Origin of the sequence: Sodalis praecaptivus, assembly GCF_000517425.1 — a bacterium.
Taxonomy (GTDB): Bacteria; Pseudomonadota; Gammaproteobacteria; order Enterobacterales; family Enterobacteriaceae; genus Sodalis_A; species Sodalis_A praecaptivus.
Window position 1 is genome coordinate 2,538,934 of the sequence record NZ_CP006569.1, and the last position, 16,596, is coordinate 2,555,529.

Consider the following 16,596-nt stretch of genomic DNA (forward strand, 5'->3'; position numbering starts at 1 on the left):
CATGACGGTCCGCGCGGTCAATAATCGCCTATAACGCGAGACAAAATCGAGCTGAAAACCGGGCCGCTTACCTGCCTACCTCAGCGTAAGCCGGCCCTTTGGTGGGTAATAAGGAGTCAATAATGAAAGATTACATCGGCTGGAGAGCCAAAATTGGCCTGATCTATATGGCTTCGAGTACGGTCATGGAACCCGAGTTTCACGCCATGGCGCCTGAGGGCGTCTCCATCCACACGACGCGCATACCCTTTCTTAATGCGTCCAGTGCGGGCATCCGCTCTATGATGAATGAGGGGCCGCTTGAGGACGCGGCGCGCTTATTGGCCACGGCGCCGTTAAGCGCGGCGGTATTCGGCGGCACCAGCGCCAGTTTCCTGGAAGGCAAAGGCTTTAATGATGTCGTGGCGCAGAGGATGCGCTCCGTTATGGGGGAGATCCCCGTGACCACGGCCTCCAGCGCCGCGCTGGCCGCGCTGCGCAGTTTCGGGGTGAAACGCATTTCCTTTGTCGGCCCGTATATCGAAGAAGTGACCCAGCGTGGACAGGCCTTTTTCGCCGCCAATGGCTTCGAGATTTTAGCGGCTGACGGACTTGGCATCACCGGGGATATTGAGCTGGGTGAAATTCCCCTGGAGCGCGTTTACGATTTCGCCCGCCGCACCACCCATCCCGAATCGGAAGCGGTATTGATTAGCTGCACCAATATGCGCAGCGTGGGGGCGATTGAGGCCCTGGAGCAGGACTTGGGTATCCCGGTGATTAGCGCGATACAGGCCTCCTTCTGGCATGCCTTGAGGTTGTCGAAAGTCTCTGCGCCGGTGAAAGGGTTTGGCGCGCTGTTTGACAACCCGTTGACGGATCCTCGGGCTGAGGGGCAGAGGTAATTCGATGCATTACGATATCCTGTTGGCGTGGAGCACGCTGCCGCAATTACTCCGTGGCGCGGCGATAAGTCTGGCGGTGCTGTTCCCGGTGGTGATAATAGGCATCTTGATAGCCGTACCGGTGGCGCTGCGGCGTCTGTCATCCCGTCAACGCTGGCTGGCAATCGGCTATATCGGTTTCTTTCGCGGCGTGCCCAGCCTGATTTTGTTGTATGCCATCTATAACGGATTACCGCAACTCGCGGGTATCCGTAACGGCCCGCTATGGCCGCTTTTTTCCAACGCCTATTTTTGTGCTGTCGCGGGCTTGTCCCTCACCCACTCGGCTTACGTGGCAGAAATTCTGCGGGGAGGTTTTCAGGCCGTGCCGCACGGGGTGCTGGAAGCGGGGAAAGCCTTGGGCTTACGCCCTCATGTTATTTTTTGGCAGATCCGTTGGCCGCTTGCCGTACGCTATTCGCTGCGCGCCTATCAAAATGAAATTTTAATTATGGTCAAAAGCACCACCGCCGTGGGCGCCATCACCTTGGTCGAACTCAATGCCGCCGCCAACGCGGTGTTCGAGTTTACCTACGATCCGTTTACCCCCCTCCTCACCGCCGCAGCGATTTACTGGATTATCATCAACCTTATCCGTTTGGGTTTTGATACGCTTGATCGTTATCTGAATGCGGGCCAGCCGCGAGTATTAATTAAATGACCAGACTGCACAGCGCCACGACCGCGGCCACCACGCCGCTTCCTTTCATTTTACTGGCGGGCGTAGACAAATTTTATGGCGACCACCAGGTGCTAAACGGTATTGACCTCTGTATTCATAAAGGGGAAACGGTGGTGATTTGCGGCCCGTCGGGATCAGGTAAATCCACGCTTATTCGTACCCTCGCCCATCTTGAACCCCACGATAACGGCCAAATCACGGTGGCCGGTATCCGTCTGACCCACGAGCAACAAAGCATTCATGATGTCAGACGGGAACTGGGTATGGTATTCCAGCAGTTCAACCTGTTTCCCCATATGACCGTCTTGGATAACTGCACCTATGCGCCCCGCGTTGCCCTTGGCCTGTCCGCGCACAACGCCAACGCAACGGCAATGCGCCTGCTTGAGCGCGTAAAGATGCACGATCACGCCCATAAATACCCGGCCGCGCTCTCGGGTGGGCAGCAGCAACGGGTCGCCATCGCCCGCGCGTTGTGTATGCAACCGCGCATCATGCTGTTTGATGAACCGACCTCGGCACTGGATCCGGAGATGGTCAATGAAGTGCTCCAGGTGATGGAGGAACTGTCCCGCGACGGCATGACCATGCTCTGCGTCACCCATGAAATGAATTTCGCCCGGCGGGTGGCCCACCGCTGTCTTTTTCTCGATCGGGGCGTTATCAATGTGGACGCGCCGACAGCCACCTTCTTTGAACGCCCCGGGACGGCGCGCCTGGCGGCGTTTCTCAACAGTCGGCTTTGACGGAGATGGCGCGCCCCCAAACGGCCCGGACGCGGTTGTTGCAGACGCAAACCCTGAAGGAAACAACCGGCCTGGGTTATCCTGCTTGCGGGCCGTGACGGCGCGGATAGGCATTGCCGTTGGCCGCGAACAGATGGCAGCGTTGGCCGCTGAGCCCCAACATAACGCGGCCTGCGGGCGTCAGCGCCGCGTCGCCGGGAATACGCTGCGTGAGCGTCTCATCAAGCCCGTCTATCTGATAATAGGCCAGGGTCTCGTGGCCGAGGTTTTCGCGCAGCACCCGCGTAGCCGGCAGCACCGCATCCGCATCCGCGTCGGGCAGGATATCCTCTGGACGCACACCCAGCAGCGCTGTCTCCCCCGCCGCCGCATGACGGCCGTCAACCGCCACGTTTAACACCGCCCCGCCCGGCAGCCGTACCCGGGTAGCGTCCGCGTCTGCCGCTTCAATCACCACAGGCAGGATATTCATACGCGGCGATCCGATAAACGTGGCCACCGCCAGCGTGGCAGGCGCGTGATACAATGCCAGCGGCGTGCCCACCTGGGCAATTTCGCCGGCCGACATCATGACAATTCTGTCCGCCAAGGTCATGGCTTCAACTTGATCGTGAGTGACGTAAATCATGGTGGCGCGCAGTTTCTGATGCAACCGGGCGATTTGTACGCGCATGTCCACGCGCAGGGCTGCATCGAGATTGGACAGCGGTTCATCGAATAAAAATAACGCGGGCTCTTTGATAAGCGCACGGCCGATGGCCACTCTCTGCCGCTGGCCGCCGGAAAGCGCGGCGGGTTTGCGCGCCAGGAAAGGGGTCAGCTGTAACATCTGCGCCGCGTCGTTAACCCGACGTTCAATTTCTAATTTGTCTCGGCCGGCCAGCTTCAGTCCGTAAGCCATATTCTCCGCCACCGTCATATGCGGGTAAAGGGCGTAAGATTGGAAAACCATACCGATACTACGCGCCTGGGGCAGCACATCATTCATTAGCTTACCGTCAAGCACCATTTCGCCGGTGCTGATATCTTCCAAGCCGGCGATCATGCGCAATAAAGTCGATTTGCCGCTGCCGGACGGGCCGACAATCACCACAAATTCGCCATCGTCAATGGTAAGATCAATATCCCGTACTACGTTCAGGGCGTGAAATGCTTTTCCCACGCCCTGTAATACTAAACGACCCATAGTCTTCTCTTACTCAATTAAAACGCTGCGGTGCGATAAATGCCGTTTCGAGCTCAATCGCTTTGCCCAATGCCTGTCGTGCGATCACCTCGCCCAGGGCTGGCGCATGTTTAAAAGCGTGGCCACTGTCGCCGCCGGCCACCAGTATTCGCCCTCGATACTGCCCGACAATGAATTGCGCATCCGGCGTCCGGGTTATCATACAAGGGTGCGCGCTCACCGGCTCAGCGCTGATCCCGCCGAGCCAGGTGCCGACCGCTCGCCGTACGCCCTGCGTATCCCGGCGGGTGATGCGGCGATCGCTCTGGTCAGGGTCGAGCGCGGTACGCGGCACGCCAATGTCGCCCAGTCCGATTTTTACCGCCCCTCCGGGCAACGCGCCATGCCCCCATAACGTCAGATCCGGTTTGATTTCACGCACGAAAACCGGAAAAGCCGCCAGCGCATAATTCGGCCCGGGGTCAAACCATGTCATAACGGTACGGATCGGATCCAGCGGCAGGTCGGGTACAAAGCGTCGTAACCAGGCGCCGCCCGCCACGACCACCTGCGATGCTCGAACCTCGCCGGCTGACGTTGTTAGACGTACCCCCTGCCCGGTGTCGTCTAGCGCATCGACCCGGACATCCGTGAGTATCGATGCCGATAACCGTCGGGCACGTTGCAGCGCCGCGCGGATAAACCCTTCCGGGTTGGCGACCCCAGCCTCCGGGTCACACACCGCAATATCCTTGGCGCGTAGTCGTAGATGCTGCGGCTGCCGGGCGGCCAACTCCCGCGCATCCCACACCGCCAGCGCCGACCCCAGATGCTTGGCGGCCCGCAGCGTGCCGCTGACCGCAAGGGAATCAGCCGACCCAATTATGGTGCCGCCCGTGACGGAGAGTAAGGGGATCCCCGTCACCTGCTCAAGCTGCGCAAACAAGGTGCGCGCTAGCCGCGCATAATCCCCCAACGCCGGATGTTCAAGACAAAAGGTCCGAAACAGCCGGGTTTTTCCGTGGGTCGCGCCCAGGTCGTGCGGCACTGAAAACTGATCAATACCGATGACGTTTACCCCATGTTCCGCCAGCCGCCAGAGCGCCGCGGCCCCCATGGCGCCCAGGCCTATCACCGCAACATCATAGCGTTTCCCTGTCACCTCAGAAGTCATTTACCCGTACCCTTACAATTCAGAGGAGATTTTCCACGGATTGACTCCGCCGTCATGCACCGCGAAGCGATCAATACGCTGCAATTCTTCCTCGGTGAAGGTCAGGTTCTCCAACGCCTTTAGGTTCTCGGCCAACTGCTCTTTATTGGACACGCCGACCAACGTCGAGGCGACCCGCGGGTCGCGCAATGTCCAGGCGATGGCCAGTTGCGATAACGTTTGGCCGCGCTCTGCCGCGATGGCGGCCAGTCCGCGCAGGCGGTTGAGATTATCGGCCGATTGCGCCTCTGACGAGATATAGGGGCGGTGCTGGGACCGTTTCACATTGTCAAACCCTTGCAGATAGCGCTCCGCCAGCAGCCCCTGTGCCAGCGGTGTAAAGGCCACCGCCGCGCCGCCGAAACCGGCCAGATCGTCGAGCAGGTGATCTTCAATCCAGCGATTGAGCAGCGAGTAGGATGATTGATTAACCAACAGTGGCGTGCCCAACTCTTGGGCAATCGTGAAGGCTTCATGGGAGCGCTGGGCGGAGTAGGATGAGATACCGACATACAGCGCCTTACCCTGACGCACGATGGTATCCAGCGCTTCAATGGTCTCACGCAGCGGCGTATCCGGGTCGTAGCGGTGAGAATAGAAAATATCGACATGGTCAAGCCCCAACCGCGTCAACGATTCGTCGATGCTGCCCAGCAAGTGTTTTTTCCCCCCCAAGCGACCATTGGGGCCCAGCCACTGCGGCCAACCCGCCTTGGTGGTGATCACCAATTCGTGGCGGTATGCCCCAAAGTCTTTGCGCAGCACGCGCCCCACATTCTCTTCCGCAGCGCCCAGCGGCGGACCGTACTGGTTCGCGAGATCGAAATGGTTGATGCCATGTTCAAAGGCGAAGCGAATGATGTCGCGCTGCTGCTGAAAGGGCGTGTCATCGCCGAAGTTGTACCACGTTCCCAGCCCGATGGGCGACACCACCAGCCCGCTATTACCGACGCGGTGATAGGCGTAGCGTTTGAAACGGTCAAGGGGGGCGACCCAGCGGGTATTTAGATCGGGTCGCTCATCCATAAATGCAATACGTTGTGCAGAGTACGTCATGACGCTGTCCTGTTAACTAAGGCGGCTATTTGCCGCCGGTGTGGCTAAGGGATCGGGTAAACGTGCGCTGGCCGAAAAATATCAGCAGCGCGGGGATAAGGGCCAATATGAAGACTTCGGCAAACGCCAGACCATAATTCTGCGTGTAGGCGGAATCCTGTAGGCCGATCGCGACCGCGCCCGTCTGCTTACCGTTATCGGTAATGATGAGCGACGGCCACAACCAGGCGTTCCATTGAGCCATCGCCAGAATCATCGCCGTACCGATGACCGCCGGGCGTACCAGCGGTAGATAGATCTGGAACAGAATGCGCCACCAGCCGGCGCCATCTAGCCAGGCCGCCTCCCGTTGCTCGCGGGGAATACTCAAAAAGAATTGGCGCAGGTTAAAAATGGCCAGTCCATGCACCAGGCCGGGTACAATCAGCGCGGTCAACGTGTTCGCCAGCCCCAATTGGCTGAAAACCGTTGTCAGCGGCAGCGCAACCATTTCAAACGGGATCATGAACGCAAATACCACCACGACAAACAGGGCGTTCCTCCCCGGGAAGCGCATCACCGCCAGCGGAAAAGCTGCCAAAATGGCCAGTAACGTGCCCACCGCCGCCGACACGCCGGTGACCCACAACGAGTTGAACACGTTGACGGCAAAGCCCCGGCTGAACGCCGCCTGAAAATTTTCCAGCGTCAGCGTTCGGGGGACGAAGGTCCAGAGATCCACGCTAGCCTGAAACGTTTGCGAAACCGGGCGAAAAGCCGACGCCACCAGCCAGATGAACGGGATAGCGAACAGCAGCGATATGATCAGCGCTGCCGCCGTCGCCAGCCACCGGCGCCCACGGCGACGGTATAGCGCGAGCGGTCGGCGGCTCACTCCGCGCGTCTCATCCGGTTCAATAGCCTGAATTGCAGCCATACCGTTGCTCCCATCAAGATAAACAGTACCGACATTTCCGCCAGCGCGGAGCCGGGCGAACTGAGCGCGTAATAGCGGGTAATGATGTCGTACATCAGAAAGTTGGTGGAGCCCTGTGGTCCGCCTTTGGTCAGGGCGCCGATCGGCGCATAAAGAATGAAATTCCATACCGTGCTGGCCGTCAGCACGAACAACAACTGGCGCTGGATCAAAGGCAGCGTCACGGAGAAAAATTGCTGTAGCTCCCCGGCACCATCAAGCATCGCCGCATCGTAGTAATCGCGCGGTACATCGCGGATGGCGGCAATGAGAAAAATCATCCAGTATCCCACTGCCGTCCAGGTAGAGAGGATGACCAGCGCCGCCATCGCGCCGGAAACATCGGTAAACCAGCCGCTCGTGGGCAGGTACGCCCGCGACAAGAGGCTGTTGACCACCCCTTCCGGACGCAGCAATACCCCAAACACCACGGTGGTGCCCATCAGCGGCAACGCCGTGGGCAGAAAGGCCAGCGTGCGCCACAGGCCGGTCAACGCTACGTTGCGCGTCAGTAACCAGGCCAAAAACAACGCGCACAACATCGTCAGGGGATTGACCAGCACCGCAAACAGTAGGGTTTGCGCCACTGAAGCCCAGAAACTGGGATCGTCAAACAGGTCGAGATAATTTTGCCACCCCACCCAGCGAGGTGGAATGACGCTGCCCGGCACCGAGGTATAGAACGACTGACCGATGGCGAGCCCCGCCGGGATAATGCGCAGCAGCAGCAGGAGCAACAACGCCGGCGATAACAACAGCAGCGCGGTGCGCGCTTCCTGACGCGCCGCCCTACTCGGGCGCTGCCGCCTCAATACCCCCGTTATCACTGATACTTTCTCCAGGCGGTTTTCAGCCGGGCGTTGGTGCTGTCCAGCGTCTTCTTCGCGTCGGCGCCGTTAATAATGTCGGCGATAGCGGCGCCCACCAGTTGGGTAAATTCAGCGCCGCCTACGGTCTGCGGGCGAATACGGGCGGCGTGTTGCGCCTGCCAGGTCAGAATAGCTTGCAGGCCGGCCAGACGGGGATCGGCGTAAGCGGGATTTTTCCAGAACACGGCGCGCGTCGCTTCCGTGGTCGGCACGTTTTCCGTTTCTGGATCGGCCGAGACAAAACCGCCGTTTTCGCCGAACAGATACCAATTGAGGAACAACGCCGCCGCCTGCTGTTTCTCTTCGCTTGCCAGTGCGCTAATGCCTAACGCCCAGCCGCCGCTGGTGGTTGCCGCTTTGCCTTCTTTAAAGCGCGGGGCCGAGGTAATACCGAAATCCAGGTTGGCGTTTTTGATGATGGTGGGTGAATTCCAAATACCGCCATAGAAGAAGGCGCTATCGCCATTAGCAAAGGCCAGCGCGGTCTCACGCACGCCGCGCGGCGCCAGACCTTCGGCATACAGTTTGCCATACCAGCTCAGCGCTTGGATCCAGCCTGGATTATTGATATCCGGGGTCAGCTGTTTCTCACCGATGACCCCGCTGCCTGCGCCAAGGGATTCCGCCAACGGCTGCAGGTAGTAGTACATATCCGGCGTGGAGAAAGTCACACCGTAGGCGGTCGCTTTGGAGGCCACCGCTTTGTGCGCTGTCGCTTCCACCCATTCCCACGTCGGGATTTCTCCCGCCTTGTTGGAGGGGAACGCCACGCCAATCTGTTGTAGTACCTTTTTGTTGTAATAGAGGAAGGTGGTGCCGATTTGGTATGGCAAGTTGAGCAACTTACCGTTGATGGTGGACTCCTGCAGCGCGGGGGGATCGATTAAGGCGCGCTGGTTGGCAAATGCGGCCGTCAGGTCCGCTTCCCAACCGCGTACCGCATAGCTGGCGCTTTGTGGTTGATCGATGTCGAAAATATCCACATCGCCTTGGGCAAAACGCGCCCCCAACGTTTCGTTATAGCTATTGAACGGCACCGCGTGATAGCTGATTTTGATCGTCGGATACCGTTTTTCAAATTCAGCGATAATTTTGTTCGCCCGCGCCGCCGGAATAGCGCCACCGTAATAGTTGAGCGTGATAGTTTTCTCCGGCGCATGCAGTGTTTCTACCGCCGGAATAGACGCCGCGGACGCGCCGCCCAGCGTGATTAATAGCCCCGCCAGAACGCCGGCGAATGTTTTAGCAGATGAATTCATGTGGTAACCCTTAGGTGCGATGGGAATGTGTTGTTATTTTTGGTGCTTAAAACGCCCACGGTACGCCGTCGCCGGGTGCGCGGCGCCGAGTCTATCGCCTACGCCGAAAAGACGATTACGCAACGTCGTGTCGGGCCGCGCCGGTGTAAACAGACCGCGTTGCGACAACACCGGTAGCACCCAGTCGGCAAATTCGCTGAAATCCCGGGGGCTTATGAACTCATGCAGGTTGAATCCGTCCACGTCGGTAACGCGGACAATCTCCTCAATATCATCAGCGATACTGTCCGGCGTGCCGACCAACGTCGGCGCATAGGGACTAAGATTCACCAGGCGTTTTTTAATCGCCCCCACGCTGTCCGGACGGATTTTCTCGCTGGTGAAGCGCGCCGATTCGGAACGGGAAAAGTTATGCGGCTCAGCACTGAGCGTGTCGTCGTCATGATAACGGGCAAGATCAAAACCGCTGGCGCCGCCGAAAGCGGCATATTGAGCTTCCGGCGACTGCGCCGCACGAATTTGGTTGGCCTTGTTTTCCGCTTCCTCCCGGGTGCGGCCAATCACCGTTGAGAGATCGGTCACCACTTTAATGGCCTCTGGCGCGCGCCCGGCCTCAATCGCCGCCGCGCGCAGTTTATCCACATTGGCGCGCAGGGCCAGCGGGTTCATCCCATTGACGAACACCACCTCGGCATGGCGCGCGGCAAAAGCCAGTCCGCGGCTGGAGGCGCCCGCCTGGAAGATAACCGGCGTGCGCTGCGGGCTGGGTTCCGTCAGCGACGGTCCCTGTACCGAGAAATAGGCCCCCTGATGATCGATACGATGAACTTTGTGCGCATCGGCGTAACGCTTACCGGCTTTGTCGTACAACACCGCGTCATCTTCCCAGCTCCCTTCCAGCAGCTTGTAGAACACGGCGAGAAACTCTTCCGCACGGGCGTAACGCGCCTCGTGAGGCAACTGATCGGGTAAACCATAATTACGCGCCGCATTAGGCAAATACGAGGTCACCACGTTCCAGCCTATCCGACCCTTGGACAGGTGATCCAGCGTGGCGAACCGCCGCGCGAAAGTGAACGGATGTTCATAGGTGGTGGATGCGGTGACGACGAAGGACAGTTTCTGGCTGGCGGCCAGCATAGCCGGGATCACCATAAAGGGATCGTTGAGCGGAAAGTCCACCGCGCCCTCTATGGCGGGGGCCGGCGACTGGCGGTAAACGTCATAAACACCCAGCACATCGGCGAAAAATAAGGAGGTAAAGCCGGCTTCATCCAGAAAACGGGCGCGTTCCACCCAGTAATCGAGATCTTTATAGCGATGACGCTCAGACGCGGGATGACTCCAGCTGCCCTGCGCATAATAACCGACGCCGTTCATTTCAAAGGCGTTAAAAATCAACGACCGCGGCGCGCTCATGGTTGAGGATCCTGATGGGTAGATGAAAAGGTCGGGGCCGCGTCGGCAATCAGGCTGCGGCCGAGTTCCTGATAACGCAATCGCACCGGGTCGTGCAGCGTATGGGTACGGGCATTGCGCCAATAGCGATCGATACGTAATGCCCGGTCGGCGGCCCTGGCGCCGCTCCAGGAAAACACCTCACTGCTCACGCTGAGACTGACGTCGGCCGCCAGTGCTTTGGTTGCCTCTAAGGCTGCCTGGAGCGCAGACAGCGACGCGGCGTCCTGTTGCTGCACAGCATCGAGTAATCGGGACGTTTCCGTTAACAGTGCCGCCACCGCCCGTACGCGGGCACTGACGATACCCATTTGGTATTGCAGCACCGGGTCTTCGGCCAGTAAGCGGTACGGGGACTCAAACGGAATGCGCTGATCCGTCGCCACCGCGTGCGCACCCCAATCAAGGGCGCCTTCGGCAATGCCTAAATCGATAGCGGCATGGATAAGACGCCCGCTCTCATGCCAGGCGCGAGCGCGATGCGCCGCGTCCCATAGCGGAATAATGTAATCCTTTGGGACCTTTACCGCGTCCAGGATCAACGACCCGCTTGAGCTGCCGCGCTGACCGAGGCCGTTCCAGTCATCCTGCAACGTCACGCCGGCGGCATCGGTAGGCACATAGGCCAGCGTCTGCCCGCCATGAGGTCCTTTGCCAATCACGGTTATCCAGCGCGCGCCAATCGATCCCGTCGCATAGTATTTGCGCCCGTTAAGGCGATAGCCCTCACCTTCCGGCACCAAGGTCGTGGTGAAATCCGCCGAGTGCTTACCCCCGCGCTCACTGGCCGCGTTGGCAATACGCTCGCCGTTAAGCACATCTTGATATAGCCTGTGCCGCGCCTGGGCTGAGGGCAGAAGCGCGATAGTGTCGGTAAAGCCATAATGGGGCTGGAGCAACTGTGCAATGCCGGCATCAGCGCGCGCTAAAATCCGCGTCACGGCGATGACATGCTCCTGCGTGCCGCCGGCACCGCCCATTTCACGCGGCACCCGCAGGCCCAGCAGGCCGGAGTCACGCAATTTTGCGCGGGCTGCCTGGTAGCTGCTTTTCTGATCGGACGTGACCGCCAACGCATCCAGCTCCCGTTTCAAACGCTGGCTGGTTGCAGTCACTTCTGCAAGGGGGGAAATAACCACGGCTGCATTAGCAGACGTTCCGAATGGATTACTCATGATTAACCTGGCGATAAACAATAAAATTAACCGGATAAAAAACCGCTCTCCGGATAGAGTATTAACCTTATTTAATTTCGACTTACGCTATAGTGGAACCCATGAGAAAGCAATACAGGCCGTTAGACATAATTTAGAAATAAAAATGCAATTTTGTTGAGTAGACCAGCAGGGTTCCCGGCTTACGCCTTTCCCATCCTTATTAGGGTTATTATCCCTTTCCCTTGTCGCCTGCGTATTATCGCCGTCCTTAGCACAGGCACCACGTTAAACGCGTAAAGCCACACCCATATGATTTCAATGGAGTTTACGGCGAAACGTGCCCATAAGACGAGAGAAATTGCGCCCCGCTGGGCATTGCAACCTCATTCTTAACGCTCAGTGAGAAATAACGCCATTTTCGTTGACCAACCAACGTCGCGCAGGATACCCCCCTGGTGGCGTCTAATGGACACATCGGTATGACGCCGACCGGGAAATAATGAAAGACAGAGATTAACGCTATTTATACGGGGCGAATAATTCTTAATAGGAATAAGACCCGCAGACTTCTATTGCTGATTTCAGATTTAGAGGCCCACGGTGGAATATTGACGCTAGCGGTTTATTGGCCCGTTAGCGCGTACTTGTCTATTTTAGTATCCCTTCGCCGCTATGACCCCGTTTATTGCCGCAGGCGGCAGCGATACTTTCGCTTACCCCACGCTTTGCTCCACCGTTTGTTATCGGTAAAGCCGCCATCGCGGGATCTGCATCGGTTGTGTCATTGCCATCTGGGCGGCGAGCGACTGCCACTTGCCGGCGAAACCCCGCGCAACCCCGTCAGAGGGTGATGCGTTATTGTCAGAGGCCTGTTTGTACACCTTGCCCCCAGCTCTTTGTCGAACTGGCGTGCTACCGCAAGGATAAACCCGCCGTCGTTCGGTGCCACCGTGTTATCCGTTAACCGTCAGTCGAACGCGGTCCTGCATCAAACAACGTTCATCAGCGCTTTCAGCACATTGGACCTGCGCCACGGCCGGTCACCGGTCTCAGTCGCGATAAATGTTAATGAAAGTCGGTTTTGTGATCCAAATAGCAGTACAATTTATAACAATGGTACTACAATAATTGCACTCAAGACAATCGCCGACATTTTCACAGTGGCTTAGTCCCCCCTGCGACTGACCTCGACTTCGCGGCCAGCCGTCGATTACTTTTTGATAACCGGAGAGTGAGATGAACACACGCGCAACGCGGGTAAGAGTCACTGTCGCCTTATTATTATTTTTCACGGTGGTGATTAATTATCTCGACCGCAGTTCTATGTCTATTGCGGCCCCCTATATCGTTCGTGATCTTGGTCTGAATAATATGCAATTGGGTCTGCTTTTTTCCGCCTTCGCGTGGGCTTATGCGCCGCTGCAAATTCCCGGTGGCTTATTAATCGATCGCCTGCCATCACGTCAGTTGTACGCACTAGCGATTATATTGTGGTCCTCCGCCGCAGCATTGCACAGTATTGCGATGACCATCACCGGGCTTTTCTTTTTGCGTTTACTGCTAGGGGCGTGTGAAGTTCCCGCCTTTCCGCTCAATAATCGGATTATCACGCGCTGGTTTCCGGAAAAGGAGCGGGCCTCGGTCGTAGGATTTTATACGTCAGGGCAATATGTCGGCCTGGCGTTTCTGATGCCATTGTTGATTATGACGCAAGAAATTGCCGGCTGGCGCGGGATGTTTTTAATGATAGGGCTGGCCGGGGTGATATGGGGCATTGTGTTCTTCCTGTTATATCGCGATCCGGGCGACTCGCGACGCGTTAATCAGGCGGAGCTGGCGCTCATTAAACAGGGCGGCGGCGAAATTGAAAAAAAACAGCAGGCCCTCCCCCCCCTTTCCTTAAGAAATGCGTTGCGCTTGCTGGCAAATCGTAAACTTATCGGTCTGTTTATTGGTCAAGCCTGCGTGACGGCCACCTCTTGGTTCTTTTTAACCTGGTTCCCAACCTACTTGGTAAAATATCGTCATATTGATTTCATCAAAGTCGGTTTTCTGGCGACCGTTCCCTTTCTTGCCGCCTGGATTGGCGTCCTGTTGTCCGGTTTTTTCTCCGATTACCTGGTGCGGCGCGGCTGGTCACTCGGTTCAGCGCGCAAGCTGCCTATCGTCGTGGGGCTGCTGCTGGCCTCTACCATCATTGGCGCAAATTATGTCGACAGCCCGGCGTTCATCGTGACCTTTCTGACCATCGCTTTTTTCGGCAACGGCATGGCGGCGATTACCTGGTCGCTGGTCGCCAGCATTGCGCCACTGCAACGCATTGGATTGGTTGGCGGTGTTTTCAATTTATGCGGCACGGCGACCGGCATAGTGATCCCCTTCGGCATCGGGGCGGTGATATCGGATAACAACTTCACGCCAGGCTTAATTCTGGTTGGCATGATGGGCATTATTGGCGCATTTTCCTTTTTGTTCATTGTCGGTAAAGTTGAAAGAATAACCTTGCACGATAACGCCACTTCCGCGCTGGCTGACGACATCGCTGACTCTTATCCACCGCAGCGATAACGACCCAAATTAAAAAGGCTGAAAAATATGAAACTCGTTTTTGTCCTATTTGATTCCCTCAACCGCCATGCGCTATCGGCTTATGGTAATCCCGCCATTGAAACCCCGGCGTTTGACCGGTTAGCGCAAAAAGCGGTGACCTTCGACAATCATTATGTGGGCAGTATGCCATGCATGCCGGCACGACGAGATATTATGACCGGCAGACTTAATTTCCTGCATCGCGCCTGGGGGCCGCTGGAGCCGTTTGACAACGCTTTTCCGGAAATTTTACGCCAACAGGGGGTTTACTCGCATTTAATCACTGACCATTACCATTATTTTGAAGATGGCGGTGCGGGGTTTCATGGACGTTATTCCTCGTGGGAATTTATTCGCGGGCAAGAAAAAGATAAATGGCGTGGCGTGGTGTCGCCGGATATTGCAGGGCTGAAAAACCAATATCACCCGCTGGTGTTTGACGGCAGGACCGATATGAACGCCAATTTACCTTATGTCCTATCGCGGGAGGTCATCAAGCAGGAGGCCGACTTTCCCATGGTGCAATGTTTCGAGTCAGCCATGCATTTTCTCGATACCAACGCTCAGGCGGACAACTGGCTGTTACAGCTGGAGTGCTTCGATCCTCATGAACCCTTCTTTTCCGCCGCCCGCTTCAGAGACGGGATGGAAACCGACTACCTAGGCCCCACGCTGGATTGGCTGCCCTATGGCCGATGCGATCTCTCTGCGCCTGAAGCCAGTGAACTGCGGGCAAATTACCATGCATTGGTGAAAATGTGCGATGAGTATATCGGCAAGCTGCTGGATTATTTCGATGAGCATAATTTATGGCAAGACACCGCGCTGATTGTCTCCACCGATCACGGGCTGTTACTGGGTGAACACGAATTCTGGGGAAAAAACCGCCCGCCTTTCTTTAATGAGGTCACCCATATTCCATTATTCGTTTATGATCCCCGGAAGCCGCAAGCGGGAGGTGAACGTCGCAGCTCGCTGACGCAAACCATCGATATCATGCCTTCCATCCTCGATTTGTTTGCTGCGCCGGTGCCGCAGGAGGTCACAGGCCGTTCCTTTATCCCGTTGCTGGATAGCGATGTCCCCATTCGCCAATCGTGTATTTATGGTCAGTTCGGCGGCTCCGTCAATGTCACCGACGGTCAGTACACCTATTTTCGTTATCCCGAGGGAAGTCAGGAACAGCTTTATCATTACACGCTGATGCCGATGCACATGCGCACGTTTTTCGAGCCGATTGAACTGCAAAATGCCACCTTATTCGGTCCACTCGATTTCACAAAGGACATTCCGGTCTTAAAGTTACCGGTGCTGGCAGAGGCGAAAGCCAATATGCTGTCGCGCTATCCGCTGTTGGAAGCACAGACGGTGCTTTATGATCTGGCCGCTGATCCCGGTCAAAAGCACGCAGTGGTGATAAAAGAGCAGGAGAAAAAAATGATTACGCTATTGCGCGAGGAGATGCTGGCCCATGATGCGCCGGCGGAAGCCTTTCGGCGTCTGAATCTGGCGGGGAAAGAGACTTAGCCAGACCGGCATTGCGCCAGGGGCATTCGACGCCGGCCAACCCGCCGAATGCCTATGCGTCCATTCGGGGCAGGCGGTACGGGCTGCATATGAGGGGCATAAAGGCATTGGTTAACGGTCACGGGCAATCACGCTGGCTCGACTTACCTGCCGCACGCTCAGATGGCGCGTGCGGCTTGCAACTGACCGTCCTGTGTTATCCCAGCTTCATTTAGAGACGCGACAGGCCCAAACCCCGCTGGCGCAGCCGTTGCCAGCTCTCTTCTACCTCGTCCGGGACCGTTACCTCACCGATAAAGCCTTGCCCTCGCGGACCATAGCCGCCACCGTCATTTCGCAGCCGCGGGATTTCACCCATCATCAAAGCAAAAAAACGCTCGGCTTCCCAAGGGGGCGGCAAGCCAACGGTAGTGAAACCCCGTGCGGCCGGTGCAATGTGCAACGACCAGCCTGGCCAGTTGATAAAACGGGGCGGTTGGTCAAGCTGCTGCCAGACGTGGCGGAAGGTGGCGCCCGTGCGCCGCTGTAGCAACGGATCCTGCATCAAAAGGAGACTACGCGGTGTAAAAGACTGCTCGGCCATTAACTGCAACGTGAATAACGCATTCTCCCCGGTATTGCGCGAACGCCGCTCGGTGAAGCGGCGCCGCGCGGGGATATCCCAGCAGGCCGCCATGGCGCTCATGATTTCCGCTTCGCTACGGTCGATGACGTCAAGGTGCGCATAGCGGGGATGCGCTTTCACCGCCTCGACAAGAAAATGGGTCGCGTGGCCGATGCCGCCCACCAGCCACAAAGGCTTGCCGCTGCGGCTCGCGATGGCGAAGCCCGCTTCCAGCGTCGGGATGGCGGCGTTACCGGCAATGATGATGGCATCAAACCGGCAGTCCAGGTGCCACTCCTCATCCCCCAGCCAACGGCAGAGCGTATTGACCGTCGCCAGTTCATGCTTCTCCAAACGCAATGTCTGCCAGTCCATACTCGGCGCCTCTTCTTC

At 57.4% G+C, this 16,596-nt stretch carries 14 protein-coding genes; 5 read left to right on the forward strand and 9 right to left on the reverse strand.

The window, feature by feature from the left end; genetic code table 11:
• Positions 1-122 precede the first annotated feature (122 nt).
• The 3 genes from SANT_RS11240 to SANT_RS11250 are packed head-to-tail and all read left to right on the forward strand — an operon-like array spanning position 123 to position 2,351.
• The gene (locus SANT_RS11240; protein WP_025422390.1) at positions 123-884 is read left to right on the forward strand and encodes an aspartate/glutamate racemase family protein; all 762 of its coding nucleotides are present in this window, start codon (positions 123-125) and stop codon (positions 882-884) included.
• A 4-nt stretch (positions 885-888) separates the two neighbouring features.
• Positions 889-1,584 (forward strand): ABC transporter permease subunit, encoded by a 696-nt coding sequence (locus SANT_RS11245; protein ID WP_025422391.1) that lies wholly within the window; start codon positions 889-891, stop codon positions 1,582-1,584.
• The gene (locus tag SANT_RS11250) at positions 1,581-2,351 is read left to right on the forward strand and encodes an amino acid ABC transporter ATP-binding protein (RefSeq protein WP_025422392.1); all 771 of its coding nucleotides are present in this window, start codon (positions 1,581-1,583) and stop codon (positions 2,349-2,351) included. Before SANT_RS11245 ends, SANT_RS11250 begins: the two co-directional genes overlap by 4 nt.
• Before the next feature lie 76 nt (positions 2,352-2,427).
• On the opposite strand, the gene SANT_RS11255 is transcribed toward SANT_RS11250, so the two are convergent.
• From SANT_RS11255 to SANT_RS11290, 8 genes are read right to left on the reverse strand one after another with little or no spacing between them, the layout of a single operon-like run.
• On the reverse strand, positions 2,428-3,537 hold the full coding sequence (locus tag SANT_RS11255) for an ABC transporter ATP-binding protein (protein WP_025422393.1): 1,110 nt from the start codon (positions 3,535-3,537) through the stop codon (positions 2,428-2,430).
• 13 nt (positions 3,538-3,550) lie between these two features.
• On the reverse strand, positions 3,551-4,690 hold the full coding sequence (gene solA, locus SANT_RS11260; protein WP_038668496.1) for an N-methyl-L-tryptophan oxidase: 1,140 nt from the start codon (positions 4,688-4,690) through the stop codon (positions 3,551-3,553).
• A gap of 12 nt (positions 4,691-4,702) precedes the next feature.
• On the reverse strand, positions 4,703-5,785 hold the full coding sequence (locus SANT_RS11265; RefSeq protein ID WP_025422395.1) for an aldo/keto reductase: 1,083 nt from the start codon (positions 5,783-5,785) through the stop codon (positions 4,703-4,705).
• Between the two features lie 25 nt (positions 5,786-5,810).
• Complete coding sequence (locus SANT_RS11270; protein WP_081730451.1) at positions 5,811-6,701, reverse strand: carbohydrate ABC transporter permease; 891 nt, start codon at positions 6,699-6,701, stop codon at positions 5,811-5,813.
• Positions 6,656-7,567 (reverse strand): carbohydrate ABC transporter permease, encoded by a 912-nt coding sequence (locus SANT_RS11275; protein ID WP_025422397.1) that lies wholly within the window; start codon positions 7,565-7,567, stop codon positions 6,656-6,658. The genes SANT_RS11270 and SANT_RS11275 overlap by 46 nt, the downstream gene beginning before the upstream one ends.
• Positions 7,564-8,868 carry an extracellular solute-binding protein gene (locus SANT_RS11280; protein ID WP_025422398.1) on the reverse strand — a complete coding sequence of 435 codons (1,305 nt, stop codon included), beginning with the start codon at positions 8,866-8,868 and terminating at the stop codon, positions 7,564-7,566. The genes SANT_RS11275 and SANT_RS11280 overlap by 4 nt, the downstream gene beginning before the upstream one ends.
• A 33-nt stretch (positions 8,869-8,901) precedes the next feature.
• Positions 8,902-10,287 carry an NtaA/DmoA family FMN-dependent monooxygenase gene (locus tag SANT_RS11285; protein ID WP_025422399.1) on the reverse strand — a complete coding sequence of 462 codons (1,386 nt, stop codon included), beginning with the start codon at positions 10,285-10,287 and terminating at the stop codon, positions 8,902-8,904.
• Complete coding sequence (locus SANT_RS11290) at positions 10,284-11,501, reverse strand: acyl-CoA dehydrogenase family protein (RefSeq protein WP_081730452.1); 1,218 nt, start codon at positions 11,499-11,501, stop codon at positions 10,284-10,286. The genes SANT_RS11285 and SANT_RS11290 overlap by 4 nt, the downstream gene beginning before the upstream one ends.
• A 1,218-nt stretch (positions 11,502-12,719) precedes the next feature.
• Between SANT_RS11290 and SANT_RS11295 the strand changes: the two genes are divergently transcribed.
• Together SANT_RS11295 and SANT_RS11300 are read left to right on the forward strand one after the other, a co-directional pair.
• On the forward strand, positions 12,720-14,051 hold the full coding sequence (locus tag SANT_RS11295; RefSeq protein WP_025422401.1) for an MFS transporter: 1,332 nt from the start codon (positions 12,720-12,722) through the stop codon (positions 14,049-14,051).
• Between the two features lie 27 nt (positions 14,052-14,078).
• A complete protein-coding gene (locus SANT_RS11300; protein ID WP_025422402.1) occupies positions 14,079-15,599 on the forward strand; it encodes a sulfatase in 1,521 nt (506 codons plus the stop codon).
• 211 nt (positions 15,600-15,810) lie between these two features.
• On the opposite strand, the gene SANT_RS11305 is transcribed toward SANT_RS11300, so the two are convergent.
• A complete protein-coding gene (locus tag SANT_RS11305; RefSeq protein WP_025422403.1) occupies positions 15,811-16,578 on the reverse strand; it encodes an ElyC/SanA/YdcF family protein in 768 nt (255 codons plus the stop codon).
• Positions 16,579-16,596 lie beyond the last annotated feature (18 nt).